Here is a 25772-nt window from a genome sequence, read left to right on the forward strand (position 1 = left end):
CCTGTGTTAAGGCTGCCACGATCCTGTGGCAGCCAGTGCTCTTCGGGAGGCTACCCCCCATGCAACAATCTTCATCTGCCATGACGGCATCCGCCGATGTGGAGGTGGTGTCGGTCAAACTCAACACCTTCACCCACCTGCTGCTGAGCAGCTATAAATTCCTCATGTTTGTGGCCGGCTTCGGGCTGGCGGGCCTGATGTTTGCTCAGGTCATCATGCGTTACTTCCTGGACTCACCCTTTGCCGGTATTGAAGAACTGGCGATCCTGCTGGGCGTCTGGGTCTATTTTCTGGGGATGGGCTATGCCAGCCTGACCCGTGAACATATCTCCGGCGGCATCGTCTCGCTGCTGGTGAAAGATCCCTGGAAGCTTAAGCTGATCGAGCTGGCCAGTTTGGTCGTTTGCCTGATTGCCGCATTAATCTTTGGCTACTTTGCCTGCAAGTACGCATTTTTCGTGATTGAAAAAGGACGCAGCAGTATCTATCTGCGCTGGCCGAAAGGCTTCTGGAGCGCCAGCATGATTGTTGGCTTCAGCATGATGACCATCTGTTTCCTGACTCAGGCTGCTCGTACATGGCGTGAATTGCGTCATCTGGACCACCAAACCTCGGGAGGTCCCAAAGGATGACTCTTTTTCTGATAGCCATGGCCGTGATTGTGGTGCTGCTGCTGGCCCAAGTACCCGTCGCCTTTTCATTTGGCATCGGCGCTCTGCTGTTTGCTTTCCTCACCGATAACAACATCTCCTTCCTGATTCCCCACGGTTTTAAAACCGCCAGTGGTTTCGCCCTTCTGGCTCTGCCACTGTTTATCTATGCCGGAATCCTGATGGCCGAAGGCGGTATTTCGGAGCGCTTGCTGAACTTCGTTAACTCCATTGTCGGCCGTATCAAGGGCGGCCTCGGTGCCGTCACCGTTCTTACCTGCGCCCTGTTCGGCGCCATTTCAGGCAGCTCATCAGCCGCTATTGCGGCCATTGGCCAGGTGATGATTCCGCGCATGGTTCGAGAAGGCTACCCGGCCGGGCATGCCACGGCACTGGTTGCCTGCTCCTCGGTACTGGCCTTGATGATTCCGCCCAGCATTCCGATGATCGTATTTTCCATCACCGGTGGCATTTCCGTGGGTGCGGCGTTCCTGTCGACCATCATCCCGGGCATCCTGCTGACACTGGTGTATTGCGGCCTGAACTTCTGGTTCCTAAAGGACAACGACCAGATCAAGGTAGATGCCCCTCTGCCGCTGGCCGCCGCCACCAAAGGCGTGATGAAATCCGCTGGCAGTGCCGGCTTTGCACTGCTGATGCCGCTGCTGATTCTGGGCGCCATTTACAGTGGTATTGCCACTCCCACCGAGGCTGCAGCCATCGCGGTGCTCTATGCCATTCCGGTTGGTCTGTTCATCTATCGCGGGCTGACGCTGAAGACTTTTGGCAGTGCCACCATCAAGGCGGTCACCATGACCGGCTCCATTATGGCGGTACTGTTTTTCCTGTTCATCATGAGTCGCACCATGATTCTGGAGCAGGTACCCAAGGAACTGGCCGAGTCGCTGCTGCAGATCTCCGATAACAAGTACGTCATCCTCTTTCTGATCAACATCATGTTGCTGCTGATCGGCATGATCGTCGATGACATCTCCGGCAGTGTGCTGGCCGCGGTGATTTTCCTGCCGGTGATTCAGCAACTGGGTATAGACCCGATCCATTTTGCCGCTGTAGTGGGTGTAAACCTGGGGCTGGGTAATGTCTCGCCGCCCTGTGCCCCTATGCTCTATATGGCTGGAGGTGTCAGCAAGCTGTCATTGGATCAGTACCTGAAGCCGACCCTGAAGTTCCTGTTGCTGGGCCACCTGCCCATGGTGCTGCTGGTCACGTTTGTACCCCAGCTCAGCCTGCTGCTGCCGGAACTGGTGATGGACTACACCGCGCTCTAACGAGACCGTTCTGGATAACAAAAAACCCGGCTAAATAGCCGGGTTTATTTATTGCAGAGCAGGCAAGCGCCGGGCGGTCAGATACCGGCCTTCCAGCCTGACGTAATCGGATAGCGGCGGTCACGACCAAAGCCACGCTGGGTCACACGCGGGCCTATCGGTGCCTGGCGGCGCTTGTACTCGTTGATATCGACCAATCGCAGCACCCGGTTCACATCGGCGGGTTCAAAGCCCTCGTCGATGATTGCCTGGGCGGAGTAATCGCGCTCTACGTAGAGCTCCAGAATGCGGTCCAGCACATCGTAGTCCGGCAGGCTATCCTGGTCGGTCTGATCCGGCGCCAGCTCGGCAGAGGGCGGACGGTCGATGACCCGTTGCGGGATCACCGGCGACAGCGTATTGCGGTAGCGCGACAGCTGGTACACCAGAGTTTTGGGAATATCCTTGAGTACATCAAAGCCACCGGCCATGTCACCGTACAGGGTGGAATAGCCGACCGCCATTTCACTCTTGTTGCCGGTGGTCAGCACCAGATAGCCCTTCTTGTTGGAGATTGCCATCAGCAACACGCCACGGCAGCGTGCCTGCAGGTTCTCTTCGGTGGTGTCCGGTGCGTACCCGGCCAGTTGCCCCTGCAGCTGCTGCATGAAGCTGTCGTACAGCGGTTCGATGGAGATTACATCGTAGGCAATACCCAGCGCACGGGCTTCCGCCTCGGCATCTTCCACACTCATGGAGGAGGTATAACGGAACGGCATCATCACCGCTTCGACACGGTCAGCGCCCAGCGCATCCACCGCCACGGCCACACTCAAAGCCGAGTCGATACCGCCGGACAGGCCCAGTACCACGCCCTTGAAGCCATTCTTGTTCACATAATCACGGACACCCATCACCAGCGCCTGATACACACTGGCATCGGCCGTGGGTTCTTCGATGCTGGGCTGCTCGGAGGTCAGCGTACCGGATGCCGGGTCGAAGCAGGCCAGATACAGGCCTTCATCACAATGGGCACCACGGAACAGGGTTTCGCCCTCGGCCGACAGCAGCAGGGAGTTGCCATCAAAGACCAATTCGTCCTGGGCACCGGTCTGGTTCAGGTACACCACGGGTGCACCCACCTGCCGGGCACGCTGTGCTACCACTTCAACACGCTGGGTCGCCTTGCCGATATGATAGGGCGAGGCATTCAGGCTCAGCACCAGATCCACACCCGCGTCCGCAAGTTGCTCGGTGGGAGCGGAGTGCCAGATATCCTCGCAGATGCTCAGACCGATACGTGCGCCCAGATGCTCAAACACGCAGGGCTGATCGCCGGCGACAAAGTAGCGCTGCTCATCAAACACCTGGTAGTTGGGCAGGCACTGCTTGGCATATTCGCAGATCAGCTCACCGTCACGGATCACGCCGGCCATGTTGTAGAGCGCGCCATCACGGTAGCGAGGATAACCCAGCACCAGCGTCACGCCGCTCACTTCCTGCTTGATACGCTCCAGCGCCTGCTCGATACGCAGTTCCAGACTGGGACGCAGCAGCAGGTCTTCTGGCGGGTAACCGCTCAGGGCCAGCTCGGGGAAAAGCACGAGATCTGCCTGGTGGCGATCCCGTGCCTCAAGCGCGGTCTCGATAATACGGCCAGTGTTACCGGGGATATCCCCCACCAGCAGGTTCAACTGGGCCATCAGGACCCGTATCGGTGTGCTCATTGATCTCCTGCGTCTCTCAGCATGCGGTTAAACGTCCAGCAGGAGAGTATGCATCAGGATCGACCACGGGTGAACGCCCCAGCAGCAGATCGGCCATCAAGCGCGTCGATGCCGGCGCCAGCACCAGCCCGTTACGGTAGTGGCCGGTGTTCAAATGCAGGCCCTGCCAGCCCGGTACAGCGCCGATAAAGGGGACACCTTCCGGAGAGCCCGGGCGCAATCCGGCCCAGTGATGTTCCACTTCATAATCAGCCAGTTCCGGCACGATACGGGTAGCGGTGTCGAACAGGCTGCGGCTGGCCTCTTCGGTGGTGGATTTGTCGAAACCGACATGTTCCAGCGTACTGCCCACCAGTACACGGCCATCATTGCGCGGAATCACATAGCGACCTTCCAGCATCACTACGCGGTCAACCACGCCCGGTGCCGCCTTGAACACCATCATCTGGCCACGCACGGGTTCTACCGGCAGGCCCAGGTTCAGCTGCGCCAGCAGTTCGCCACTCCAGGCACCACCGGCCAGAATGGTTTCACCACCCTGATGCTCGCCACGTGTAGTTTTAACACCCAGCACGCGCTCGCCAAAGAGGCTGAAGCCGGTGACTTCACTGTCTTCACACAGGGTAATATTGGGGTGTTTGCGCACGCTTTCACGCAATGCCTGACCCAGACGCGGGTTACGGATACTGGCAACTTCCGGCATCCAGATGGCGGACTCGAACCCCGGCGCCAGATGTTCCTCGGTGCGGTAGATAAAGTCGGCGCCAACCTTGGTCAGCGGGCGGTGGTAGCGGCGTGCCCAATCCAGTGCCACCGCTTCTTCTTCCGGCTTCACATCCAGCATCAGCATGCCTTTCTGGCGCAACTCAGGGTCACAACCGGTTTCGGCCAGCAACTCCTGCGCCAGGTGCACATAGCTGCTCTGGGACCAGAGCGCCAGTGCGGTCACCGCATCCTGATAGCGCCAGGGGTACAAGGGCGAGACGATCCCGCCACCGGCCCAGGACGCCTCGCGCGCACTGGTACCGCGTTCGATCAGTTTAACCTTGGCGCCATCCTGTGCCAGAAAGCGTGCCGTCATCAAACCGATGACGCCAGCACCTACGATTACATAATCAGACATTTCATCCTCTCTTGGCCTGAAGATAGATACTCACCAGCACAGCCCGGCGTCTCAACTGCCTGCGGAGGCAGTACGAATGCGGCCCAACAACGATACAACTACAAGGCGTGAATACGAGCTGCCGGTCGTGGAAATGGTGAAGGTCCCGTTGGAGCCTCCCAGTGCAGAGCCATCCGGCTGATACACCATCGAGTCACCCCGGTTCCAAATTATGTGCACAGGCTCGGCAAAAGTGGCAACGTAAAACACTGTTTCCTGCATCCCCACTTGTCTGTTCTGATCCAGATCAACAAATGCCAGTGCGCCCTTCCAGGCGGCCTGACCCGAACGCTGAGTGCCGGCGCATTGCGTACCATTCTGGCTACGGCAAAGTGTGACACGCTGGTTACGGCTCAAGGCGGTGGAGCGTGCCAATCGCAGCAGCTGAACGATGTCGTCCTGGGCAGCGCTTTGGCGGCTGGTGTGCAGTAACGATGAGAAACTGCCCGGTGCAATACCGATGACGATGGCCAGTACGGCCACGGCAATCATCAGCTCCACCAGACTCAGCCCCTGCTGTCGTGCGGGGGCAGATACTGAGCAGGCGTTCATGACGCATCCCTGTTTCATGAATGGGTGGATTAGTGGTCATTCCTTGACCTCACCCTTAGAGACTGGTCATTTTTTACGCAACCGTCAAGCGGCTTCGACCGCCTTGACGTCTACTTCAAAGATCAGGGTTTTGCCGGCCAGCGGATGGTTGAAATCCACGGTGACCTTGTCGTCGTTGAAATCGGTGATCATGCCGGGGAGTTCACCACCGGGTTCCTGGAAGGACACCACCAGCCCCGGCTCCAGCTCCATATCCTTGAACTGGCTGCGCGGCATGATCTGGATATTACTCGGGTTGTGCATGCCAAAACCGCGCTCGGGTGCGATGGTCAGTTCAACATGCTCACCGGTTTTCAGCCCCAGCAATGCCTGTTCAAAACCTTCGGGGATGTTGCCATCACCAAATTCAAAACGGGCCGGCTCGGCATCGAAGTTGCTGTCGATGATCTGGCCGTCTTCCAGCTTGATCGCAAAGTTCAGCGTAATGGCCGTACCCGGCCCGATAGCTACATCTGTCATCTATCTGTTTACCTAGTCTTTTGAGGAGCCTGTACCGGGCCGGAACATGTCCAGCAGCAGCAACAGGGTGCCAAGGGTAATGGCACTGTCCGCAATATTGAATGCCGGGAAGTAGTACCCACCCCAGTGCAGGGAGATGAAATCCACCACATACCCATGCACGGTACGATCAAACAGGTTGCCCAGAGCACCACCCAGCACCAGTGCCAGGCCAATTCCCAAAGCTTTCTGCGCCTTGGGTGTGCGCCACATCCAGTGCAGCAGGAACAGGCTCATGCCCACCGCGATGGCGACAAACAGCCAGCGTTGCCAGCCATCATGCGAGGCCAGGAAGCTGAAGGCAGCACCGGTGTTGTAGAGCAGGGTCAGATCAAATACCGGCAGCAGGGGCACCGGGTCAGCGTAGGTCAGCAGGGTGTCGGCCAGGAACTTGGTTCCCAGGTCCAGCACCAGTACCACCAGGGTCAGCCAGAGCCAGCGCAGGGCGCTGGCTCCAGTCGTGGGGGAAGTGGCGATTGTCATCAGGCAAATTCGCGCTGTTCGCCCTCACCTTCCACATTGGTGACACAGCGGCCGCACAGCTCTTCGTGCTCGCTGTGGCTGCCCACATCTTCGCGGTGGTGCCAGCAACGGCCACACTTGGCGTGCTCAGAGGCAACAACCGCCACCTTCAGGCCTTCCACATCGGTGGCACGGGCATCGCCGGCTTCGGACAGCGGCTTCAGGTTGGCTTCCGATGTGATCAGTACGAAACGCAGTTCGTCGCCCAGACGTGCCAGATCGGCATGCAGATCATCGTCCACATACAATGTGGCTTCGGCAGCCAGGGAGGCTTTCACCAGCTTTTCGTTACGGGCATCTTCCAGGCACTTGTTGACCGCGCCTTTCACCGCCATCACACGCTGCCAGAAGTCGCTGCCGAACGGCTCGTCTTCAGCCAGCTCGAACAGATCCTCGTACCAGGTGGTCAGCAGGATGGAGTCACGGTGCTCGCCCGGCAGTGCCGCGTAGATCTCTTCAGCGGTGAAGCTGAGGATCGGGGCAACCCAGCGCACCAGCGCCTGAGCGATGTGGAACAGTGCGGTCTGGCAGGAACGACGCGCCAGCGAGTCCGGCTTGGTGGTGTACTGACGGTCCTTGATGATATCCAGGTAGAAGCCACCCAGCTCCTGCACGCAGAAGTGGTGAACCTGCTGGTACACATCGAGGAAACGGTAGCTGTCGTAGGCCGCAACGACTTTCTTCTGCAACTGTGCCGCTGCATCCACAGCCCAGCGGTCCAGCGCCAGCATGTCTGCGGCATCGACCATGTGCTCAGCCGGATCAAACCCGTTCAGGTTGGCCAGCAGGAAGCGCGAGGTGTTGCGGATGCGACGGTAGCTGTCGGCTGTGCGCTGCAGGATCTGCTTGGACACGGCCATTTCGCCAGAGTAATCGGTCGATGCCACCCACAGGCGCAGGATGTCGGCACCCAGGCTGTCGGTCACTTCCTGAGGCGCGATTACGTTGCCCAGCGACTTGGACATCTTGTAGCCCTTCTCGTCCACGGTAAAACCGTGGGTCAGCACCTGCTTGTACGGCGCACAGCCATTGATGGCGATGGACGTCTTCAGCGAGGACTGGAACCAGCCGCGGTGCTGGTCGGAACCTTCCAGGTACATGTCCGCCGGGAAGCTCAGACCATCACGCTGACGCAGAACGGCGTGGTGAGTGACACCGGAGTCGAACCAGACATCCAGAGTATCGGTTACCTTGTCGTATTCACCCGCTTCCACGCCCAGCAGTTCGGCAGCATCCAGCTCGAACCAGGCATCGATGCCGCCCTCTTCGATCTTCTCGGCCACCTGCTCGATCAGGGCCGCGGTATTCGGGTGCAGTTCACCGGTCTGCTTGTGGGTGAACACGGTGATCGGCACACCCCAGGTACGCTGACGGGAAACACACCAGTCCGGGCTCTGATCAACCATGGACTCGATACGGTTCTGGCCCCACTCGGGGAACCACTGCACGCCCTTGATGGCATCCATGGCCGAGCTCTTCAGCCCCTTGGCTTCCATGGACACGAACCACTGCGGCGTGGCGCGGTAGATCAGCGGAGTCTTGGTGCGCCAGCAGTGCGGGTAGCTGTGCTGGAAACGCTTCAGGTGAACCAGTTTGCCTTCACGCTCCAGTGCTTCGCACACAGGGCCATCAGCCTTGTACACATGGACACCGGCAAATTCACCCGCCGCATCGGTGTAGGTACCGTTGGCCTGCACCAGGTTCAGGGTGCTCAGGCCATATTCCTGACCCACCACAAAGTCTTCCATACCGTGATCAGGCGCGGTGTGTACGGCACCGGTACCGGCGTCGGTGGTGACGTGATCACCCAGGATCAGCGGCACCTGCTTGTCGTAAACCGGGTGCTTGAGCTGCAGCAGCTCCAGGGCGCTGCCGTTGCAGGTCGCCAGCACGTCGTACTTGTCCACACCCCAGCGCGCCATGATGTCGTCGACCATTTCAGCGGCCAGCACCATGCGGTCAACGCCCTGCTCGGTGTGGGCTTCAACCAGCGCGTAGTCCAGCTCGCCATTCAGGGAGACAGCCTGGTTGGCCGGGATGGTCCAGGGAGTGGTGGTCCAGATCACCACGGAGACCGGCGCTTCACCGGCAGCCGTGTCGAACAGTGCCAGTACCTTGTCCTGATCGACAAAGGTGAAACGCACGTCGATGGCGGTGGAGGTCTTGTCCTGATATTCCACTTCGGCTTCTGCCAGCGCAGACTGACCGACCACGCTCCAGTACACCGGCTTGTAGCCCTTCACCAGGTGACCATTCTCAATGATCTTGCCCAGTGCGCGGACGATGTTGGCTTCGGTGTCGAAGTTCATGGTCAGGTAGGGATTGTCCCAGTCACCCTGGATACCCAGACGGATGAAGTCGGCTTTCTGACCGGCCACCTGCTCGGCGGCGTACTCACGGCACTTCTGACGGAATTCACGGTAAGGCACCTTGTCACCGGCCTTGCCGATCAGTGTTTCGACCTTATGCTCGATGGGCAGACCATGACAGTCCCAGCCCGGCACGTAGGGCGCATCAAAGCCGCTCAGGGTCTTGGACTTGATGATCATGTCCTTGATCACCTTGTTAACCGCATGACCGATATGAATATTGCCGTTGGCGTAGGGAGGGCCGTCGTGCAGGATGAAGCTCTTGCGCCCCTTGCCCTCAGCACGCAGCTGGCCGTAGAGGTCGATCTTGTCCCAGTGCTCCAGCCAGCCCGGCTCACGCTTGGGCAGGTTGCCGCGCATCGGGAAGGCCGTTTCCGGCAGGTTCAGTGTGGCTTTGTAATCGGTCATAACAGGTCGCTTCCTGAGGTCAGTCAGTCTCGAGCCGCCTGGTCAAACCAGGCACGGACATGGTCAATATCGGTTTCGATCTGGGTCTTGAGCGCGTCGATGCCGTCGAAGGCGCGCTCGTCCCGGATGAAGTGGAGAAACTCGACCCGCATCAGGCGGCCATAGATCTCCTCTCCGCTGTAATTCAACAAATGGACTTCCAGCACCGGCTGGCGGCCATTTACCGTGGGCCGCATCCCCACGTTACACACACCTTGAAGTCGCTCGCCACCCAGCAGGGCATGGACGGCAAAGACGCCGCGCAGGGGGCAAGGATAACGGTGCATGCGCACATTGGCGGTCGGCACGCCCAGCTGGCGCCCCAGTTTCTGGCCGTGCATGACGCGGCCGGTGACGGCATAACGCCAGCCCAGCAGACGCTCGGCCAGGACAAAGTCCTTGTTCAGCAGCGCCTGACGAATCCGGGTGCTGCTGACACGGTCGCCGTCCAGCATGAAGGTCGCGGTATGTTCGACACTGAAGCCGTGGCGTTTGCCGGCTTCGATCAGCATGTTGAAATCGCCCTTGCGATCACAACCAAAACGGAAGTCGTCGCCAACCACGAAATGCCGCACCGCCAGGCCTTTCAGCAACAGCTCATCGACAAATTCAGCTGCCGACATCTGGCGCAGGCGGGCATTGAATGTCAGGCACAGGACACGATCTACCCCTTCGGCGGCGAGCAGGCGTACCTTCTCGTCAAAACGCGTCAGGCGCGGTGGCACGCTGTCACCACCGAAGAACTCCCTTGGCTGGGGTTCAAAGATGATTGCAACACTGGGCAATCCCAGTGCAGCCGCCTTCGCTTTCACCTGCGCCAACACCTTGCGGTGGCCCAGGTGTACGCCATCGAAGTTGCCGATCGTCGCTACGCAGCCACGGTGTCGGTCACGCAGATTATGTAAGCCTCGTATCAGTTCCATGCAGTTGCTGAACCAGCGCCAGAATGTGGACTGCGAAGTATACCGTACTCAGCCTGTCACGAGTACCGCTCAGAAAGTGCTCAACCGCGCAAATGACGTGGCCGCAACCCCAGCAACAGCTGCATCAGCACATATGAGCCGCCACCGGCTACAACCAGCAGCGCCATCCACTGCACTCGCACCCATAGTCCCGCCTGCAGCCAGTCACCCAACTGGGATTGAATGGCCAACAGGACCGCGACCATCGCACCAGCCGACGCCGACAGGCGTACCAGTGTCATGCCCCAGCCCGGCTGCCAACGGAACACGCCTTCGCGAATCAATCCGTGCAGCAACCAGCCGGCATTCATGAATGCCGACAGCGAGGTCGCCAGCGCCAGCCCGGCATGGGCCAGCGGCCAGATCAGAATAAGGTTGAACACCATATTGGCCAGCATCGCCTTGACGGCAATTCTCACCGGCGTTTTGGTATCCTGACGCGAGAAATACCCCGGCGCCAGCACCTTGATCAGCATGAACGCGAGCAGGCCAAAGGCATAGGCACGCAGACTCAGCGCCGCCATCTGCACATCGAAGTCGGTCATCTCGCCGTAGTGGAACAGGGTCGCAATCAAGGGCTCCGCCAGTACCGCCAGCGCCAGCGCCGCCGGCAGACCAATCAGCAGCACCATTCGCATGGCCCAGTCCAGCGTACGGGCAAAGCGCTCCGGGTCCTTGCCGGCATGGTTACGCGACAGGCTGGGCAGGATCACCGTGGCGATGGCAATCCCGAATACCCCCAGTGGCAACTCGGACAACCGGTCTGAGTAGTACAGCCAGGACACACTGCCGGTCTGCAGGAAGGAGGCCAGCACCGTATCCAGCAACAGATTGATCTGCGCCACCGACACACCGAACAGCGCCGGCAGCATCAGCTTGAGAATGCGGCGCACACCCTCGTCCTTGAATCCGGATTTGGGGATTGGCATCAGTTTCATGCGCGCCAAAAACGGCAACTGGAACAGCAACTGTACCGTACCGGCCATCAATACCCCCCAGGCCAGCGCCATGATCGGCGTTTCCAGCAGCGGACTGAGCAGCACCGCAGAGCCGATCAGACAGAGGTTGAGCAATACCGGCGTAAAGGCAGGAACGGCAAAGCGGCCGTAGCTGTTGAGAATGGCGCCACAAAAGGCCGTCAGCGAGATCAACAGCAGATAGGGGAAGGTGATTCTCAGCATGTCCGAGGCCAGCGCGAACTTCTCACTGTCTTGCATGTAGAAGCCGGGCGCAAACAGCGCCGCCAGCACCGGTGCACCCAATACGGCTATCAGGGTGATCAGAATGAGCACTGAGCCCAACGCACCGGACACCCGGTGCACCAGTTCCTGCACGGCCGCCAGATCCCGCTGGGTGCGATACTCGGACAACACCGGCACAAACGCCTGTGAGAACGCACCCTCGGCAAAGAGGCGGCGCAGGAAGTTGGGAATCTTGAAGGCGACAAAAAAGGCGTCGGCACTGCCACTGGCACCAAAGTAGCCGGCAATAACCACATCGCGCACCAGCCCCAGCACTCGCGATATCAGGGTCATGATGCCAACCATCGCGCTGGAACGGAGCAGGCCGCCCCCTTCCGTTTTTTGCTCTTCTGCCACTAGGCCTCCCCGACCGCCTTCCGTAAAATGTGCGCAGATCATATCCCTGTTTACTAAACAGACAAAACTCAGCGTGATAACTGGTCATTTAGTTGACATTCTGGCGGCTGGCATGAATAATGTCGCGTCTAATTTTCGGCACTCCATCGCCGTTTCTGATCAACTAATTACCTAAAGGAGCCGGATCGTGGCTAATTCCGCAGGATCCAAAAAACGCGCTCGTCAGGCGGAGAAGCGTCGTCAGCACAACGCTAGCCTGCGCTCCATGGCGCGCACGTACATGAAAAAAGTTTTCGCTGCTATCGATAGCGGTGACCAGGCTGCAGCTCAGGAAGCATTCAAGGCCGCTCAGCCGGTACTGGATAGCTCTGTGAACAAAGGCATCTTCCACAAGAACAAGATCGCCCGCACCAAGAGCCGTCTGAACGCCCGCATCAAAGCGATGGCATAAGCCGCTCAGGCAAGCATAAAAAAACCGGCATCTGCCGGTTTTTTTGTGTCTGTCGTTTGCCGAGGGCGAATCAGGCCAGGATAAGATTATCCCGGTGCACCAACTCTTCCTCTCCCATAAAGCCCAACTGTTCTTCAATCACGCTACTGGGGCGACCTATGATTTTGTCGGCGTCCACGGCACCATAGTTGGCCAGACCACGGGCTATCACACGCCCGGATTCATCCATCATGATCACCATCTCGCCACGGGAGAAGTCACCGCTGACCGAACGCACACCGGCCGGCAGCAAGCTCTTGCCACCTTCCACCAGTGCTTTAACTGCACCGGCATCCAGCACCAGCGTGCCACGTGCCTGCAAATGACCGGCAATCCACTGCTTGCGTGCCGCCATGGGTTCACGCTCGGGTAACAACAGGGTGCCGACCTGCTCGGCTGAATGCAGCTTCAGCAACACATCCGGCTCACGCCCGCTGGCAATCACCGTGACCGCACCGGAGCGCGCCGCCAGTTTGGCCGCCCGCACCTTGGTTGCCATACCGCCACGCCCCAGCTTGCCACCACCACCAGCCATGGCATCCAGACGCTCTTCGCCCGCCATGGCTTCGGTGATCAGTTCAGCATCAGGGTTATTGCGTGGGTCGGCCGTGTAGAGGCCATTCTGATCGGTCAGCAGAATCAGCGCATCCGCTTCCACCGCGTTGGCGACCAGCGCACCCAGGGTGTCATTGTCACCGAAACGGATTTCACTGGTGACCACGGTGTCATTCTCGTTGACCACCGCCACCACACCCATTTCGATCAGGGTACGCAGGGTTGAACGCGCATTGAGATAACGCTTGCGGTTGGACATGTCGTCATGGGTCAACAGCACCTGAGCGGTGTGCATGCCATGACGACGGAAGTTGGCTTCATAGGCCTGTACCAGCCCCATCTGACCGACAGCGGCGGCGGCCTGCAGGCGGTAGATCTCACGCGGTCGCTCGGACCAGCCAAGCCGGGTCATGCCCTCGGCCACTGAACCCGAGGAGACGAGGATCACCTCGACCCCGCGACGGGTCAGCTCTACCAACTGGTCAACCCAGCCGGCAATTGCGTTCTGGTCGAGCCCCTGACCATCATTGGTCAACAGCGCACTACCAATCTTCACCACCCAGCGCCCAGGCTGGGCCAAGCCCTTGCGTCCCGCTGTCACTTGTTACACTCCGTCAGCGCACATACTCCACTTCGATGTCGTAATCATCGTCATCGAAGTCATCATCATCCAGATCATCTTCCGCTTCGCGTCGCGCCCGCATTTCCGCTTTCAGACGACGCAGATTCTCACGCGCCTCTTCATCGATAATACCGCGGATGCGACGCTCCTCTTCCAGCAGCTCCGGTTCTTCCGCCACCGCTTCGGCACGGGCATCCAGATACTCCTGCAAATCATGCACCAGCGGCGTCAAACCGCTCTTGTTCAGCGCCGAGATGCGGTACAGCGGGCCTTCCCAGCCCAGTGCATCAACCACGGCCTGACACGCCTCTTCCTGCTCTTCTTCCGGCAGCAGGTCCAGCTTGTTCAGCAGCAGCCAGCGCGGCTGCTCGGCCAGCGTAGGGCTGAATTTTTCCAGCTCTCGAACAGCCGTCAGCGCGGCTTCCGCCGGGGTTTGCTCATCCCAGGGCGCCATATCCACCAGGTGCAGCAACACGCGGTTACGGGCAAGATGCTTGAGGAAGCGAATACCCAAACCGGCACCCTCGGCCGCGCCTTCGATGATACCCGGAATATCGGCCACCACGAAGCTGCGGTGCGCTTCGGTACGCACAACACCCAGATTAGGTACCAGCGTGGTGAACGGGTAGTCCGCCACTTTCGGACGAGCGGCCGAGATGGAACGGATCAGGGTCGACTTGCCCGCATTGGGTAGACCCAGCAAACCGACATCCGCCAGCACCTTCAGCTCAAGCCGCAGCTGACGCAATTCACCTTCGCTGCCTTTGGTGGTCTGGCGCGGGGTACGGTTCACACTGCTCTTGAAGCGCGTGTTACCCAGACCATGCCAGCCGCCCTGGGCGATTTTCTCGCGCTGACCCACATGAGTCAGGTCCGCCAGCACCTCGTTGGTATCCACGTCGACAACCGTGGTACCCACCGGCAGTTTCAGCACCAGATCTTCACCCTTGGAACCGGTACAGTTACGACCACTGCCCGCTTCACCGCTTTCCGCCTTGAAGCGACGGGTAAAGCGATAATCGATCAGCGTGTTAAGCGACTCATCCGCTTCTACAAATACAGAACCGCCATCACCACCATCGCCACCGTCCGGGCCGCCTTTGGGGATGTATTTCTCGCGCCGGAAGCTAAGGCACCCGTTGCCCCCCTTGCCGGCTTCCACCGTAATGGTTGCCTCATCGACAAATTTCATCGCTACCTCCAACACTTAAAATACATAACCCCTGGCACAGTATACCTCGGGGGAGCGAACCCGGCGTCAATGACACCGGGCTCATAACGAAAAAAGCTCCGCCTGGGCGGAGCTTTTTGATACAGCGTGCAAATGCCTTAGGCAGGTACGACGCTGATGAATTTACGGTTGTGAGGACCTTTGGTCTCGAACTTGACCACGCCATCCGCTTTAGCGAACAGAGTGTGGTCTTTACCCAGACCTACGTTCTCACCAGCGTGGAACTTGGTGCCACGCTGACGCATCAGGATGTTGCCAGCAGTAACAGCCTGACCACCAAAACGCTTAACGCCGAGGCGTTTCGATTCTGAGTCGCGTCCGTTACGCGTTGAACCACCAGCCTTCTTATGAGCCATTCTTCAATCTCCTAAGTTCGGTTAATCAGGCACTGATACCAGTGATTTTCACTTCAGTGAACCACTGACGGTGACCCTGACGCTTCATGTGGTGCTTACGACGACGGAACTTGATGATGTTGACCTTTTCGCCGCGGCCGTGACCAACAACTTCTGCAGCCACTTTGGCACCATCTACAACCGGCGCACCAACTTTGATGTCGTCGCCATTGCCGACCAGCAGCACACGATCGAATTCAATGCTGGAACCAGCGTCAGCAGTCAATTTCTCCAGTTTCAGAGTCTGACCTTCCTGCACACGGTACTGTTTACCGCCGCTTACGATTACTGCGAACATGCTTTTCTCCAAGATTTAACCTGCCCGGCTACTGGATACGAAACCTACTTCTAATGGCCGAAACCGCGGTGGATTCTGGCACCCTATGGTAGGGAGCGTCGATGGACAGGTTTAAGGCGCGAAATTGTACTGCAAACACCACCTCCCCGCAACCGGCCAGGTGACTTTATGCTGCCGTAATAACGGGCCTTCCACGGGGCTGACTTGACACCCCAGACCCTGCCGCCTAGCATGCGGCGGGTGTTCAGTCCACATACAGAACCCGTCCATGCAGCCACACCAGCTAAACTCGGCCATTGAGCCACAGTTCGATGCCGTAACCGATTACATTCTCAACCATCTGGGCTCCAACGTGCCTCTGGTGGAGAAAATAGGCCATCATATTGTTGCCGGCGGCGGCAAGCGCCTGCGCCCTCTGCTGGTTCTGCTCAGTGCCAACGCCTGCGGTTACAAGGGCGAACAGCATATTCCACTGGCCGCGGTGATTGAATTTATCCACACCGCGACTCTGCTGCACGACGATGTGGTGGACAACTCTGAACTGCGCCGTGGCAACGCGACCGCCAATGCCAAGTGGGGCAATGCCCCCAGCGTACTGGTCGGCGACTTCCTCTATTCCCGCTCCTTCCAGATGATGGTGGATATCGGCCGCATGGAAATCATGCAGGTAATCTCCAACGCCACCACCGTGATCGCAGAAGGCGAAGTCCTGCAGCTGCTGAACCAGCGCAACCCGGACACCAGCGAAGATTCCTACATGCAGGTGATTCTGGGCAAGACCGCCATGCTGTTCGAGGCGGCAACCGAAGTGGGCGCCATCCTGGCGGATGCCCCTGCCGAAGAACGTGAAGCCCTGCGTCTGTATGGCCGTCATCTGGGTATCGCCTTCCAGATTGTGGACGACCTGCTGGATTACCTGTCCGACAGCGACACCATGGGCAAGAACGTGGGTGATGATCTGGCCGAGGGTAAAGCCACTCTACCGCTGATCTATGCCATGCGCGTTGGCAGCGAAGATGATCGCAAACTGATTCGTCGCGCCATCCGCGAAGGCGGCCTGGACGATCTGGAGCCGGTTCTGGAGATTGTTCAGCGCACCGGCGCCATCGACTATACCCGTCATCAGGCTCGCGCCGAACTGGATAAGGCGGTCAGCGCTCTTGATGCACTGCCGGCTACCTCCTTCCGTGACACCCTGATCACACTGACCGAACAGGCACTGGATCGCACCCAGTAAGCCTGCTTTACGAGCGGGGTGCAGCGATCTGCTGGCCCCGTCTGAACCTGCCTGCCCACTCGCTGTCCTATCCGTTAACAGCATCAATTTTTCCCGACCGCGTCCTCAGGGACCAGAAACGCCCGGTATCCCGTACAGCGAATGAGCAAAATACATGACGCAGCTCGTGCCTGAAGGGGTGCAAACCGGTATAATCTCGGAAATATTGATGAAATGCCTCTGGAATAACGGTTTCTTATGACACGACCTTCTTCATTTGAACGCGAGCAACTGCTGCAGTGCGGCCACGGCGAAATGTTTGGCCCCGGCAACGCACAGCTGCCGATTGGCAACATGCTGATGCTTGATCGTATCCTTGAGATCAACACAGACGGCGGTGAGTACGGTAAGGGCGAAATCATTGCCGAACTGGATATCCGTCCGGACCTCTGGTTCTTCGAATGCCACTTCCCGGGCGACCCGGTGATGCCTGGCTGCCTGGGCCTGGATGCCATGTGGCAGCTGGTTGGTTTTTTCCTGGGCTGGCGTGGCAATGAAGGCCGCGGTCGTGCACTGGGCTCCGGCGAGGTGAAGTTCACCGGCCAGGTACTGCCTGAAGCCAAGAAAGTGACCTACCATATCCAGCTGAAGCGTGTTATCGAGCGCAAGCTGGTAATGGGTATCGCTGATGGTACCGTGGCCGTGGATGGCCGTGTCATCTACACCGCAAAGGATCTGCGTGTGGGTCTGTTCAAACAGACTGATAACTTCTGATGCAGGGCCTGCTGCGAGCGGGCCCCGTCTGACTACCTTATAATAAGACTGATAGTTCTGAACGAGTTGAAGAGAGGCTACACATGCGACGCGTCGTAGTGACCGGTATGGGAATCGTTTCCTGCCTGGGTAATGACCAGGAAACCGTCCTGGAATCACTGAAACTGGGCCGTTCCGGCATCAAGTTCCAGCCGGAATACAAAGAGCTGGGCTTCCGCAGTCAGGTAGCGGGCAGCATCGATATCGATCTGGACAGCCTGATTGACCGCAAGCTGCGCCGTTTCATGGGCAACGCTTCTGCCTACGCCTACCTGGCGATGAAGCAGGCCATCGAAGATTCCGGCCTGAGTGAAGACCAGGTATCCAATGTACGCACTGGCCTGATCGCGGGCTCCGGTGGCGCTTCGTCTGCCGATATCGTGGAAACCGCCGATATCCTGCGCAGCAAGGGCGTGCGCCGCGTCGGTCCTTACCGCGTGACTCGTACCATGGGCTCTACCGTGTCTGCCTGTCTGGCCACTCCGTTCAAGATCAAGGGCGTGAACTACTCCATTACGTCTGCCTGTGCCACCAGCGCACACTGCATCGGTAACGCCATGGAGCAGATTCAGCTGGGTAAACAGGACGTAATTTTTGCCGGTGGCGGTGAAGAACTGCACTGGTCCCTGAGCGTCATGTTCGATGCCATGGGCGCCCTGTCCAGCAAGTACAACGAAACACCGGAAAAAGCCTCCCGCGCCTACGACGCCAACCGTGATGGCTTCGTCATAGCAGGTGGTGCCGGCATGCTGGTACTGGAAGACCTGGAACACGCCAAGGCCCGTGGTGCCAAGATCTACGCCGAGCTGGTAGGCTACGGCGCCACTTCCGACGGCTACGACATGGTTGCCCCGTCCGGTGAAGGCGCCATCCGCTGCATGCAGCAGGCCATGAGCACTGTTGACGGCGACATCGACTACATCAACTCCCATGGCACCTCCACTCCGGCCGGTGATATCCAGGAGCTGAAAGCGATGAAGCAGACCTTCGGTGATGACATGCCGCCGGTCAGCTCTACCAAATCCCTGACAGGCCACTCTCTGGGCGCCACTGGTGTACAGGAAGCGATCTACTCGATCCTGATGCAGCAGAACAACTTCATCTGTGCATCTGCCAACATCGAAGAGCTGGACCCGGAAGCCGAAGGCATGCCGGTTGTCACCGAACGCAAGGATGGCGTAGACCTCAAGCGCGTCATGTCCAACAGCTTCGGCTTCGGCGGCACCAACTCCACTCTGGTGTTCGAGAAGTTTGAAGGCTAAACGCGATGCTTGCATGACCGGCTCTGCCGGTCAGACATAAAAAAACCGCTCAGTGAGCGGTTTTTTTATGTCTGAACAAAACAGATCTAATCGAGACTGCCCTGCTGCTTCATCGTCGCTTCCAGCCAGGCAGTACTTTCACTGTGGACCTCATCGACCGTACGCCCCTTAGTCGCAATCGCCGGCCCAACCGCCACTTCAACCGTGCCCGGATACTTGATGAAGGACTTGCCGGGCCAATACAGGCCGGCATTATGGGCCACCGGCACAATCGGCACTTCACTGCTCACCGCCAGCATGGCGCCGCCCTTGTTCAGCTTGCCCAGTTTACCTACCGGCAGTCGCGTCCCCTGCGGGAAGATCAACAAGGGAATACCCTCCGCCAGACGGGCCTTGCCCTGTTCCAGCAACTGCTTGAGTGCACCGCGGCGCTTGCTACGATCCAATGCAATCGGCTTCAACAGCGCCAGCGCCCAGCCAAACAGGGGAATACGCAGCAGCTCACGCTTGAGCACCACCGCCTGTGGGCGAACCAGCAGCTGAAAGTAGAGGGTTTCCCACTCGCTCTGATGGTTGGCAATCACCACATAACTGCCCTCGGCCGGCAAATTTTCGCGTCCGGTGACCCGCACTTTGACCCCACAGCAGATACGCAGCCAGGCGATATAGAAGTAGTTAATCAGGGTCAGAAACTTGAAGCGCGTCCGAAATGGCAGCAGCGGGCCAATGATCAAACAGATCAGCGAGAACACCATGGTGACCGGGTAAAAGCCCGCGTAATAGAGCAGCGAGCGCAGAAACAGCAAGGGTGATGCCTTGGGTGCAGCGTTGGAGGTACTCACATCAACCTCCTGTTACCGGCGGGAAGAAAGCCACTTCATCCTGATCAGACACGGCCACCTGACGATCAACCACCTCCTGATTCAGTGCGCAGATCAGGTCGGGCGCCTGCAGCACCTTATCCCAGGGGACACCACGTTCGGCAGCCAGCCAGTCAACCAGTTCGGCCAGGGTCGACACGCTGGCCGGACAGGCCAGGGTTTCTTCATCCACCCCCAGCTGCTCACGCACGCGGGCAAAATAAATCACTTTCATGCGTTATCCTCACGGCGCCAGTCGCCACTTTTGCCACCGGTTTTTTCCACCAGTTCGATACCACTGATGCGCATGCCCTTGTCCACCGCCTTGCACATGTCATACAGGGTCAGTGCCGCCACGCTCACAGCCGTCAGGGCTTCCATCTCCACGCCGGTCTGGGCACTGAGGCGACAACGCGCCTCAATCGACACCCGGTTCAGCTCCGGCTCCGGCGTGAGCTCAACCTTGACCGAGCTGAGCATAAGCGGGTGGCACAACGGAATCAGATCAGAGGTTTTCTTGGCGGCCTGAATACCGGCAATGCGGGCAACGGCCAACACATCCCCCTTGGGGTGTCCGCCATCCTGAATCAGCGCCAGCGTTTCGGGCTTCATTTCAACCCAGCCGCTGGCCGTGGCTTCACGGACGGTGACAGCCTTTTCGCTGACATCCACCATGCGGGCCTCGCCCTGGGCATTCAAATGGGTAAGCTGACTCATGAAGCCTCCTGCTGTGCCTGATGATAGTTGCGCACCGGATTGGCATACATGGCCTGCAGGAAAGGACGGGCTTCATCGCTCACCGCGTTCATGCGCTGATCAAAGGCCGCCTGCTGTTCCGGTGTCACATTTTCGCCCGCTGCAGCCAGATTGCTTGGGTGCAGACGGTAATTGAGGTAGATCTGGCGGTCGATCTCTTCTGCCAGTGCTTCAGGGGACTCGAACTCGCCCTGCAGGGGTTCACCGAAGCCGACATGCACAGCGCCCTTGTCGCCGGTGATACCCCGCACAATGCTGGCGATGTCTTCAAATTCGGATTTTTCGTAGGCCCCATGCAGGGCAATCGCCGCCAGCTCTTCCGCCTTGAGCGCATCGCAGGGGTCCAGCTCGTAGGAGATCGCCACTGGCACGATATTCAAGCGCCCCACCATTTCCGACAGGCTGCGCTGTTTACGGTGCGACATGTAGAACATCTTCATCAGCGCCGGATCGGTCTGGTCATTACCGTCTTTCGCACGTCCTTCGCGCTGCGCGATCCACACCGAGTGACCATTACAGACACTGTGGTCGATATAGGACGACAACTGCGTCAGTGCCGTCATCATTTCACGTCCCTTGGCCGAGCGGTTGACGATAAAGCTCTTGTTGAGGCGCATCAGGTCAGACACGTAGGGCTTACGCAGCAGGTTGTCCCCAATGGCGATACGCACGGTGGACATACCGCCCTGATGACGCACCCAGTTAACGAACGCCGGGTCCATGGCAATATCCCGGTGATTGGACACAAACAGGTAGGACTCATTGGGGTCCAGGCGCTCCAGCCCCGAGCAGCTCACCCTAGTCGTGGTGCGGGCGATCATTTTTTGCATGTAATCGGCCACCATCATCTGGAAGCCGTGTACATCCTCGATATCACCGACACGCGCGGCCACGGCAATACGCACCATGGGCTTAAGCAGCCAGCCCAGGGGGCCAGAGGCTCGCGGAAACTGATAGCGGGTCAATGCCGAGATGCACTCGTCATCCCGTATCAGACGCTGCAGTACCGCCTCGACTTCATTGTCCCGGTAGGGGCGGATGGACTGAAAAGGGTCTTGGGCCTGTTTGTCTGCGTTCATGCGCGCGCTTAACGTCTCTGACTGGTAAAAGCGCACATTTTACCCTGTTATGCGCCGCTTTGCAGTCCGCCCACCCGAACGAAGTTTGTCGCAATATGATTCAAAACACCTCGCCGGGCCGTTATAGTGCTTGCGTATTGAGCTGCCCCGGACACTCGGCGTCAGCCGCAGGTTCAGGCCACAACACGACCACGATTATAGGGATAGACGCACAAGTGAATACTTACCTCATGCTGAAGCATACCCACCTGACACTGGTGGGCCTGAGCATTACGCTGTTCATGATCAGAGCCCTGTGCATGTATGCCTGGCCGGGTGCGCTCAAGGCGCGCTGGCTCAGAGTTGCCCCGCATGTCATCGACACGCTACTGCTACTGAGTGCCATTGGCCTGATGCTAATTATCTCGCAATATCCGCTGACCCATCACTGGCTCACCGCCAAGGTGGTCGGACTGCTGGCCTATATCGGTTTTGGTACCGTTGCCCTCAAGCGTGGCCGCAACCTGCGCACGCGCAGCCTGGCCCTGCTGGCCGCACTCGCCAGTGTTGGCTATGTGCTGGCCGTCGCCATTACGCGCTCACCCACGCTGGGTCTGTAAGTAATTAAGAAGAGGTATGGCGGGTCTCAGGACTCGCCATAGATTTCGCGAATGACCCGCTGCAGCTCCGAGCGCCAGGGGCGCTGCCGGATACCAAAGGTCGACAGGAGTTTGCGGCACTTGAGTACCGATGAAGCGGGCCGTTCTGCCAATGGGTGCAGATCGGCGGTCGATACCGCCTTAAGCGTTTCCACTTCCAGCTCTTCATACTGACGTACCGCCGCCAGAACCGCCTCACTGAAACCATACCGCGTGGTGATTTCGGCACCACAATAATGGTAGGTGCCCCAGACATCGATACCACAGGTCAGCTGACGCAAAATCGCCAGAATGACCCGGGCCACATCATCGGCAGATGTAGGACAGCCGCGGCGGTCATCAGCTGCTTCGATCTCTTTTTCCTGCCTCGCCTGTTCCAGCATGCGCAACAGGAAGTTGTGCCCCCGTGCGCTGAAAATCCAGCTCACGCGCAGAATCAGGTGCTGCGGCTGCAGTTGGCGTACCTTTTCTTCTCCTTCCCACTTGCTGCGGCCGTAGGTGCCCAGCGGTGCCGGATCATCACCTTCGCTGTAACCACTGGCATAGTGGCCATCGAAGACATAATCGGATGAGAGGTGGAGTAAAGGAATACTCAATGCCGCACAGGCAGTCGCCAGATTGGCAGGGCCATCACGGTTGACGGCAAACGCCTCATCAACCTGGCGCTCGGCCGCATCCACACGGTTGAAACCAGCACAGTTGACCACGTAATCCGGCAGATGCTTTTCCAGCTGCTGACGAACAGCATCCACGGATGTGATATCCATCTGACGACGTGTGAAGCCGATCGGCTCTATACCCGGAGACTTTTCAAGCAGTTCGACCAGTGCATGGCCGACCTGACCGGCGGCCCCGAGGACCAGGACCTTAGCTGAGGTTGTATAAGCGCTGGCTACCATTTGGCTTGAACTCAAACTGACACTGCTGGCAATAAAACGGATGTAAGGTTACTTCGAGCATACCCTATTCATCTGCCCTGCACACCTGCTGCACTGCAAAAAGTTGCCTTTCAGAAACGGAAAAGCCCCTGACAAACATGGGGTTGTGTCACATCACCTGATGTCCTGTGTCGGCATTGAGCCACACACCCAGCTACATATCCCACTCTTTCATGACGATATGGGTTTTCACGCGAACCATCTTGTGGAAACCCTCAATGGCCGCCCGAATTTCGATCAACCGCTCCATGCTGGCCGTTTCCAGATAGATCAGCATATCGGTATCACCACTGATGCCACAGCAGCGTTTCACCTCGGGAAAGGCACGGATTTTATCCACATAGGTTTCGCAGCGGCTCTCGTTGTAGAACAGCTCCAGAAAGGCACGGACTGCAGGAGGCTCATCATCGCTGACATCGGCGTGATAACCACGAATAATGCCTCGCTCTTCCATCTGACGAATCCTGTCACTCACCGCCGTACGTGACAGACTCACCTGCCGAGCAATCGCCGTAACCGCCATGCGGGCATCATTGCGCAACAACGCCAGAATTTGCTGATCGAACTTGTCCAACTGATCGTTCCTTATCCCTGAGCACCCTGAATGACTGCCGTTTTGAGCTGCGATAGTCGAGCCTGGCCATCGGCTGCATTATGCCGCGATTTTCCGGCAAAGTGCAGCTCATTGCCGGCGCTCTGACAGCTCCCTCCAGCCGCCGGGGCGCGTAGGCTATGCGCCTCTGACTGAATATCACCCGCTCCCGCAACCTGAACAGGGGAGCCTGTCTGGAATGACTGCCATGAGTCGCTTGAACAGGGAATTAAGCCTGCTGCAGGGCATCGGCCTGCTAACCACCTCTCTCCTGGGCACCGGTATCTTTGTGGTACCGGCGGCGGCCGCAGCAATGGCCGGTGAGGCATCGCTCTGGGCCTGGCCCCTGCTGACACTGCTGGTGCTGCCAGTAGCCTTCACGTTCGCCAAACTGGGACAGCAGTACCCCCATGCCGGCGGTGCGCCCTCACTGATCGGCCGAGCCTTTGGCCTATCCATGGAGCGCAGCGTGGCATTGCTGTTTCTGGCCGTAATCCCCGTGGGGCTGCCGGCAGCGCTGAAAATGACCAGCGGTTTCTGGTACGCCATCGCACCGATCACACCCACCGGTGATATGGCCATCCAGCTGCTGACACTGGGCCTGATGCTGGTGTTGGGACAAAAGCCTGCCCGCGCCTCGGGCCAGGTCCAGACGGCCATTGCCCTGATTATCATCACCACGGTGGCATCCTTCTGGTGGCTTGGCGATCTTACTGACAACACGGCCGATCTCATGCAAATCAGCGGTACCCAGTGGTCCGCCATTCCCGCGGCCCTGGCGCTGATGTTCTGGTGTTTTGTCGGCCTGGAAGCCTTCACCCATATGGGTGAAGAGTTCAAAAACCCCCAACGCGATTTCCCCCTGGCCCTGCTGCTTGGAGTGCTGCTGGCGGGCGCTGTGTACTGGGCCTGCTCCCTCGCTGTGGTCAATTTTGGCACCTATGGTGATCACCAAAGCAACACCACCTCGCTGCCCCAGCTGGTCGCCCTGCTTTGGGGGGAACACTGGCGCTGGCTGGCAGCCGCCATCGGTTACCTGGCCTGCTTCGCATCCATCAATATCTACCTGCAGGGTTTTGCCCGCCTGCTCTGGAGTCTGGCAGATGAAGGCAAACTGCCGGCATCACTGGCACAGCGTAATCGGCATGGCGTCCCGGCTCGCGCCTTCAACCTCGTCGTCTTTGCCTGTGCCATCTGCGCCCTAGCAGGCTGGAGCTGGGGGCTGAGCATCGAAGAGCTGATGCGCTACGCCAACGGTAACTTCATTCTGGTTTACCTGTTAAGCATGGCCGCGGGTTGCGTACTGCTGCGGGGCTGGGCCCGCTGGATGGCCCTGCTGGCAACCCTGCTGTGTGGACTGGTATTGATGCTTCTGGGTGAGCAGATGCTGTATGCACTGGGCGTGCTGGTGTTTTTCCTGCTGAGCGGCCGCATCAATATCTGGCGGCAGGCGCGTATGGTCCGTTGAGCACTAACGAAAAAGCCCCGCAATGCGGGGCTTCTAGCGCGACGTATAGCAACAGCAGGGTTGCTTAGAACGGGATATCGTCGTCGAAGTCGTCAAAGCCCTGTGCCGGCTGCTGCGGGGCCTGAGGCGCCTGCTGCTGCGGCTGCTGAGGAGGCTGCTGGGGCTGGCGACGCGGAGCCTGCTGCTGCGGCTGGCCGTAGCCCATGTCACCGCCCTGGCCATAACCGGCATCACCACCGCCGCCGCCACGGCTATCCAGCATCTGCATTTCGCTGGCAACGATTTCAGTGGTGTAACGATCCTGACCGTCCTGGCCCTGCCATTTACGGGTACGCAATGCACCTTCAACGTAAACCTTGGAACCCTTGCGCAGGTATTCACCGGCAATCTCAGCCAGTCGGTTGAAGAACACAACCCGGTGCCATTCCGTGCGTTCCTGCATCTGACCAGTCTGCTTGTCCTTCCAGCTATCGCTTGTCGCCAGCGTTACGTTGGTGACCGCATTGCCATTAGGCATGTAACGCACCTCGGGGTCGCCCCCCAGGTTGCCGACAAGAATGACCTTGTTAATACCACGCGCCATTTAGTTCTCTCCCGTTTCAGGTGTTCGTCTCTGCAGGCATCCTGCCGCTGGATTCAAACGCCCAGAATAACATACCGTCGGTTGTCATAGTAAGGCTGATTGCCCCCAAACCCGAGAGTCTATAAGTGCGGTTTAGCCCCCGCGACCAAAGCTCTATAATG

Annotated in this window: 27 protein-coding genes; 8 read left to right on the plus strand and 19 right to left on the minus strand. The window is 58.7% G+C overall.

The features are described from left to right. Positions 1–59: 59 nt before the first annotated feature. Together O3C79_RS00485 and O3C79_RS00490 are read left to right on the plus strand one after the other, a co-directional pair. On the plus strand, positions 60–632 hold the full coding sequence (locus tag O3C79_RS00485; RefSeq protein WP_494384442.1) for a TRAP transporter small permease: 573 nt from the start codon (positions 60–62) through the stop codon (positions 630–632). Then, on the plus strand, positions 629–1939 hold the full coding sequence (locus tag O3C79_RS00490; RefSeq protein WP_076464847.1) for a TRAP transporter large permease: 1311 nt from the start codon (positions 629–631) through the stop codon (positions 1937–1939). The genes O3C79_RS00485 and O3C79_RS00490 overlap by 4 nt, the downstream gene beginning before the upstream one ends. A gap of 77 nt (positions 1940–2016) precedes the next feature. Here the strand turns inward: O3C79_RS00490 and O3C79_RS00495 are convergent, their stop codons facing one another. The 8 genes from O3C79_RS00495 to murJ all read right to left on the minus strand — a co-directional run bounded on the left by O3C79_RS00495 (position 2017) and on the right by murJ (position 11764). Beyond that, on the minus strand, positions 2017–3645 hold the full coding sequence (locus tag O3C79_RS00495) for an NAD+ synthase (RefSeq protein WP_494384443.1): 1629 nt from the start codon (positions 3643–3645) through the stop codon (positions 2017–2019). A 16-nt stretch (positions 3646–3661) separates the two neighbouring features. After that, positions 3662–4768: a glycine oxidase ThiO gene (thiO, locus tag O3C79_RS00500; protein WP_494384444.1), complete on the minus strand. Its 1107-nt coding sequence runs from the start codon at positions 4766–4768 to the stop codon at positions 3662–3664. A 51-nt stretch (positions 4769–4819) separates the two neighbouring features. After that, on the minus strand, positions 4820–5359 hold the full coding sequence (locus O3C79_RS00505) for a GspH/FimT family pseudopilin (protein WP_494384445.1): 540 nt from the start codon (positions 5357–5359) through the stop codon (positions 4820–4822). A gap of 84 nt (positions 5360–5443) precedes the next feature. Continuing rightward, positions 5444–5878 carry an FKBP-type peptidyl-prolyl cis-trans isomerase gene (locus O3C79_RS00510; RefSeq protein ID WP_010321674.1) on the minus strand — a complete coding sequence of 145 codons (435 nt, stop codon included), beginning with the start codon at positions 5876–5878 and terminating at the stop codon, positions 5444–5446. Between the two features lie 12 nt (positions 5879–5890). Then, on the minus strand, positions 5891–6400 hold the full coding sequence (gene lspA / locus O3C79_RS00515; protein ID WP_010321675.1) for a signal peptidase II: 510 nt from the start codon (positions 6398–6400) through the stop codon (positions 5891–5893). Continuing rightward, positions 6400–9216, minus strand: coding sequence for an isoleucine--tRNA ligase (gene ileS, locus O3C79_RS00520; protein ID WP_417534736.1), 2817 nt, complete (start codon positions 9214–9216; stop codon positions 6400–6402). The genes lspA and ileS overlap by 1 nt, the downstream gene beginning before the upstream one ends. A 23-nt stretch (positions 9217–9239) precedes the next feature. Next, positions 9240–10178: a bifunctional riboflavin kinase/FAD synthetase gene (ribF, locus tag O3C79_RS00525; protein ID WP_494384446.1), complete on the minus strand. Its 939-nt coding sequence runs from the start codon at positions 10176–10178 to the stop codon at positions 9240–9242. 80 nt (positions 10179–10258) lie between these two features. Continuing rightward, complete coding sequence (murJ, locus tag O3C79_RS00530) at positions 10259–11764, minus strand: murein biosynthesis integral membrane protein MurJ (protein ID WP_237708611.1); 1506 nt, start codon at positions 11762–11764, stop codon at positions 10259–10261. A 238-nt stretch (positions 11765–12002) separates the two neighbouring features. Between murJ and rpsT the strand changes: the two genes are divergently transcribed. Next, a complete protein-coding gene (gene rpsT, locus O3C79_RS00535) occupies positions 12003–12266 on the plus strand; it encodes a 30S ribosomal protein S20 (protein ID WP_010321679.1) in 264 nt (87 codons plus the stop codon). 70 nt (positions 12267–12336) lie between these two features. Here rpsT and proB read toward each other — a convergent pair whose 3' ends face one another. The 4 genes from proB to rplU all read right to left on the minus strand — a co-directional run bounded on the left by proB (position 12337) and on the right by rplU (position 15406). Next, positions 12337–13461, minus strand: a complete 1125-nt coding sequence (gene proB / locus O3C79_RS00540) for a glutamate 5-kinase (protein ID WP_010321680.1) — start codon at positions 13459–13461, stop codon at positions 12337–12339. 13 nt (positions 13462–13474) lie between these two features. Beyond that, the gene (gene cgtA / locus O3C79_RS00545; protein ID WP_494384447.1) at positions 13475–14674 is read right to left on the minus strand and encodes an Obg family GTPase CgtA; all 1200 of its coding nucleotides are present in this window, start codon (positions 14672–14674) and stop codon (positions 13475–13477) included. 137 nt (positions 14675–14811) lie between these two features. Further along, positions 14812–15069 carry a 50S ribosomal protein L27 gene (rpmA, locus tag O3C79_RS00550; RefSeq protein ID WP_010321682.1) on the minus strand — a complete coding sequence of 86 codons (258 nt, stop codon included), beginning with the start codon at positions 15067–15069 and terminating at the stop codon, positions 14812–14814. Positions 15070–15094: 25 nt separating this feature from the next. Next, positions 15095–15406, minus strand: coding sequence for a 50S ribosomal protein L21 (gene rplU / locus O3C79_RS00555; RefSeq protein ID WP_010321683.1), 312 nt, complete (start codon positions 15404–15406; stop codon positions 15095–15097). 268 nt (positions 15407–15674) lie between these two features. Between rplU and ispB the strand changes: the two genes are divergently transcribed. The 3 genes from ispB (at position 15675) to fabB (ending at position 18697) form a co-directional block, all read left to right on the plus strand. Next, positions 15675–16643, plus strand: a complete 969-nt coding sequence (gene ispB, locus O3C79_RS00560) for an octaprenyl diphosphate synthase (RefSeq protein ID WP_010321684.1) — start codon at positions 15675–15677, stop codon at positions 16641–16643. A gap of 237 nt (positions 16644–16880) precedes the next feature. Then, positions 16881–17396 (plus strand): 3-hydroxyacyl-[acyl-carrier-protein] dehydratase FabA, encoded by a 516-nt coding sequence (fabA, locus tag O3C79_RS00565; protein ID WP_010321685.1) that lies wholly within the window; start codon positions 16881–16883, stop codon positions 17394–17396. Positions 17397–17479: 83 nt separating this feature from the next. Next, complete coding sequence (gene fabB, locus O3C79_RS00570) at positions 17480–18697, plus strand: beta-ketoacyl-ACP synthase I (RefSeq protein WP_010321686.1); 1218 nt, start codon at positions 17480–17482, stop codon at positions 18695–18697. 86 nt (positions 18698–18783) lie between these two features. Here the strand turns inward: fabB and O3C79_RS00575 are convergent, their stop codons facing one another. From O3C79_RS00575 to O3C79_RS00590, 4 genes are read right to left on the minus strand one after another with little or no spacing between them, the layout of a single operon-like run. Next, positions 18784–19539 (minus strand): lysophospholipid acyltransferase family protein, encoded by a 756-nt coding sequence (locus O3C79_RS00575; protein WP_010324069.1) that lies wholly within the window; start codon positions 19537–19539, stop codon positions 18784–18786. A 1-nt stretch (position 19540) separates the two neighbouring features. After that, on the minus strand, positions 19541–19792 hold the full coding sequence (moaD, locus tag O3C79_RS00580; protein ID WP_494384448.1) for a molybdopterin converting factor subunit 1: 252 nt from the start codon (positions 19790–19792) through the stop codon (positions 19541–19543). Then, positions 19789–20274, minus strand: coding sequence for a cyclic pyranopterin monophosphate synthase MoaC (gene moaC / locus O3C79_RS00585; RefSeq protein ID WP_010324071.1), 486 nt, complete (start codon positions 20272–20274; stop codon positions 19789–19791). Before moaC ends, moaD begins: the two co-directional genes overlap by 4 nt. After that, entirely contained in the window at positions 20271–21392 is a 1122-nt protein-coding gene (locus O3C79_RS00590; RefSeq protein ID WP_010324072.1) for a 1-acyl-sn-glycerol-3-phosphate acyltransferase, read from the minus strand. The genes moaC and O3C79_RS00590 overlap by 4 nt, the downstream gene beginning before the upstream one ends. 215 nt (positions 21393–21607) lie before the next feature. Here O3C79_RS00590 and O3C79_RS00595 point away from each other — a divergent pair, with 215 nt between their 5' ends. Beyond that, a complete protein-coding gene (locus O3C79_RS00595) occupies positions 21608–21991 on the plus strand; it encodes a SirB2 family protein (RefSeq protein WP_010324073.1) in 384 nt (127 codons plus the stop codon). A 26-nt stretch (positions 21992–22017) separates the two neighbouring features. Here the strand turns inward: O3C79_RS00595 and rfbD are convergent, their stop codons facing one another. Next, positions 22018–22944 (minus strand): dTDP-4-dehydrorhamnose reductase, encoded by a 927-nt coding sequence (gene rfbD / locus O3C79_RS00600; RefSeq protein ID WP_494384449.1) that lies wholly within the window; start codon positions 22942–22944, stop codon positions 22018–22020. Positions 22945–23122: 178 nt separating this feature from the next. Beyond that, positions 23123–23542, minus strand: a complete 420-nt coding sequence (locus O3C79_RS00605; protein ID WP_494384450.1) for an Lrp/AsnC family transcriptional regulator — start codon at positions 23540–23542, stop codon at positions 23123–23125. A 226-nt stretch (positions 23543–23768) separates the two neighbouring features. Here O3C79_RS00605 and yjeH point away from each other — a divergent pair, with 226 nt between their 5' ends. After that, a complete protein-coding gene (gene yjeH, locus O3C79_RS00610; protein ID WP_494384451.1) occupies positions 23769–25028 on the plus strand; it encodes an L-methionine/branched-chain amino acid transporter in 1260 nt (419 codons plus the stop codon). 64 nt (positions 25029–25092) lie between these two features. Here yjeH and ssb read toward each other — a convergent pair whose 3' ends face one another. Next, complete coding sequence (ssb, locus tag O3C79_RS00615) at positions 25093–25611, minus strand: single-stranded DNA-binding protein (RefSeq protein WP_010324077.1); 519 nt, start codon at positions 25609–25611, stop codon at positions 25093–25095. Between the last annotated feature and the right edge of the window lie 161 nt (positions 25612–25772).

It is taken from the genome of Marinobacterium sp. NO-S09 (assembly GCF_059179545.1).